The organism is Binatus sp. (SeqCode) (assembly GCF_036522015.1).
Lineage (GTDB): Bacteria > Desulfobacterota > Binatia > Binatales > Binataceae > Binatus.
In genome coordinates this window covers 1-2,227 of sequence record NZ_DATDGQ010000279.1, presented here as the reverse complement: position 1 = coordinate 2,227, position 2,227 = coordinate 1, and the positions used below count along the sequence as shown (strand labels likewise).

Annotated in this window: 2 protein-coding genes; one reads left to right on the top strand and one right to left on the bottom strand. The window is 61.1% G+C overall.

Annotation, left to right across the window (positions count from 1 at the left end):
- Nucleotides 1-72 precede the first annotated feature (72 nt).
- Nucleotides 73-1,155, top strand: a complete 1,083-nt coding sequence (locus tag VIW95_RS12030) for an LLM class flavin-dependent oxidoreductase (protein ID WP_331586767.1) — start codon at nt 73-75, stop codon at nt 1,153-1,155.
- Nucleotides 1,156-1,275: 120 nt separating this feature from the next.
- On the opposite strand, the gene VIW95_RS12025 is transcribed toward VIW95_RS12030, so the two are convergent.
- Complete coding sequence (locus VIW95_RS12025; RefSeq protein WP_331586765.1) at nt 1,276-2,064, bottom strand: enoyl-CoA hydratase/isomerase family protein; 789 nt, start codon at nt 2,062-2,064, stop codon at nt 1,276-1,278.
- Nucleotides 2,065-2,227: the final 163 nt, after the last annotated feature.

Sequence of the window (2,227 nt, the reverse complement as noted above, 5' to 3'; positions counted from 1 at the left end):
GAATCTCAATAATCGGGTTGCGGCGCGTTCTTCACGGACGACTGAAGACCCGGCCTCATGGAGGAACTCCGAATGAAAGTTGGTGGTGCAGTCATTTTTCAGAATCCGCACAATGTGCGATCGGACCGCGACGTGTATGTCGAAGACCTGAAGATCGGCGACCTCTACGAGCCGCTTGGGTTCGATTCCATCTGGAGCGTCGAGCATCATTTCGACGACTACACGATGTGCCCCGACGTGCTGCAGTTCCTGACCTATTTCGCGGGCCGCACCAAGACGATTCAGCTTGGATCGATGGTGGTCGTGATGCCGTGGCATGACCCGATGCGGGTCGCGGAGCAGGTGTCGGTGGTCGATCACATGTCGAACGGGCGCATGATCCTCGGCCTTGGGCGCGGGCTTGCGCGAATCGAGTTCGAGGGCTTCCGCGTGCCGCTGGGCGAATCGCGCGAGCGCTTTATCGAATCGGCCGAGATGCTGATCGAGGGACTCGAGAAGGGCTACTGCGAATATGACGGCAAATATATCAAGCAGCCGCGCCGCGACATCCGGCCCAAGCCGTTCAAGTCGTTCAAGGGCCGCACTTACGCGGCCGCGGTCTCGCCCGAATCGGCGCGCATCATGGCGAAGCTGGGCATCGGCATCCTGATAATTCCGCAGAAGCCGTGGGAGGCCGTCGCGCAGGAACTCGGCGAGTATCGCACTATCTACAAGCAGGTGAACGGCGGTGAGCCGCTGCCGACGATCGCCGCGGGTTGGACCTTCTGCGACAAGAGCGCCGACCGCGCGCGCGAGATGGCGGTCAAATATATCGGCGGCTACTGGGACACCGCGCTGCGGCATTACGAGATGGCGAGCGAACATTTCGGCAAGGCCAAGGGTTACGAATATTACGAGCAGATGGCGAAGAGCCTGAAGGGCAACGCGAGCGCGTCGATCGAGTACTTCCTGAGCCTGCAGGTGTGGGGCACGCCCGAGATGTGCTTCAACAAGATTGACGAGATTCGGCAGAAGGTCGGTGCCGATCATTATACGGGCGTGTTCAGCTACGCCGGGATGCCGATCGAAGATGCGGAGAAGAGTCTGCGGCTGTTCGCCAGCGACGTGATGCCGGAGTTGAAGAAACTCAATGGGGTGAAGGCCGAGGCGGCGTAGACCGAATCGAAGAGGTGAGTATCGGAGACAGCCTGGGGCAACCGGGCTGTCTCTTTTTGGATTCTGGTTCCCCTTCCCGCTCGGGAAGGGGTTAGGGGTTAGGTTCTTCCCTCCAAGCAACTATTTGCCGAGGAATTTGCCAGGACGGCGTTCGGTGACTGCTTTGACGCCTTCCCGATGGTCTTCGGTTTTGAACAGCCAGGATTGTTCCTTGAACTCGTGATCGGTTTGCGCCTTGACGGCGTCGGCGAGTCCTTGGCGCATCGTCGCTCGCGTCGAGAGCAGCGCGAGTGGTGCGCCTTCTGCGATTTCTTCGGCGAGCGCGAGCGCGGAATCGCGCAGGTCCTCCGGTTCCACGAGCTGATCGCACAGTCCCCACGCGAGCGCCTCTTTGCCGTCGAGGCGGCGGCCGGTGAAGAACATGAGGCTGGCTTTCTGCACGCCGATCAGGCGAGGGAGAGTGTAGGTGAGGCCGAAGCCGGGGTGGATGCCGAGCTTGACGAAGTTCGCGGCGAAGCGGGCATCGGCGGTCGCCACGCGGAAGTCGGCCACGAGCGCGAGCCCGAAACCTCCGCCGATGGCGGCGCCCTGAATCGCGGCGACGACCGGCTTTTTGCAGCGGAACAATCGGACGCCCTCGATGTACAGCGGATTTTCGCCAGGGCGCGCCGGCGCCTCGCCGCTTTGCGCGTCGCGATTGGCAAAGTTCGCACCCGCGCAGAACGACTTGCCCTCCGAACAGAGCATCAGCGCGCGGCACGCGGGCTCATTGTCGAGCGCCTCGAACGCGTCGGCGAGATCGTGAATCAGAGTGAAGTCGAAGAAGTTGTGCGGCGGCCGATGAATCTCGAGGGTCGCCACGTTGCCTTCGAGCGTCACGGTTACGTCGCCATACTTTGGTTGTACCATTGGTTGACTCCTCTCAGTTCCAGCGCGGATTCGTGATTATCAGCATCAGAAAAAACAAAACGTAACCAACTCCAGGCAGAGCCAGGAGCATGAGGACGCCTTTCGCCAGTCGCGGATGGCCGAACGATTGCAGAGTCAGGCCTCCGATCAACACGGCACCGAC

Excerpts from the sequence above, each read along its gene's own strand:
- VIW95_RS12030 (WP_331586767.1), top strand. The coding sequence starts at position 73 with ATGAAAGTTGGTGGTGCAGTCATTTTTCAGAATCCGCACAATGTGCGA.
- VIW95_RS12025 (WP_331586765.1), bottom strand. The coding sequence starts at position 2,064 with ATGGTACAACCAAAGTATGGCGACGTAACCGTGACGCTCGAAGGCAAC.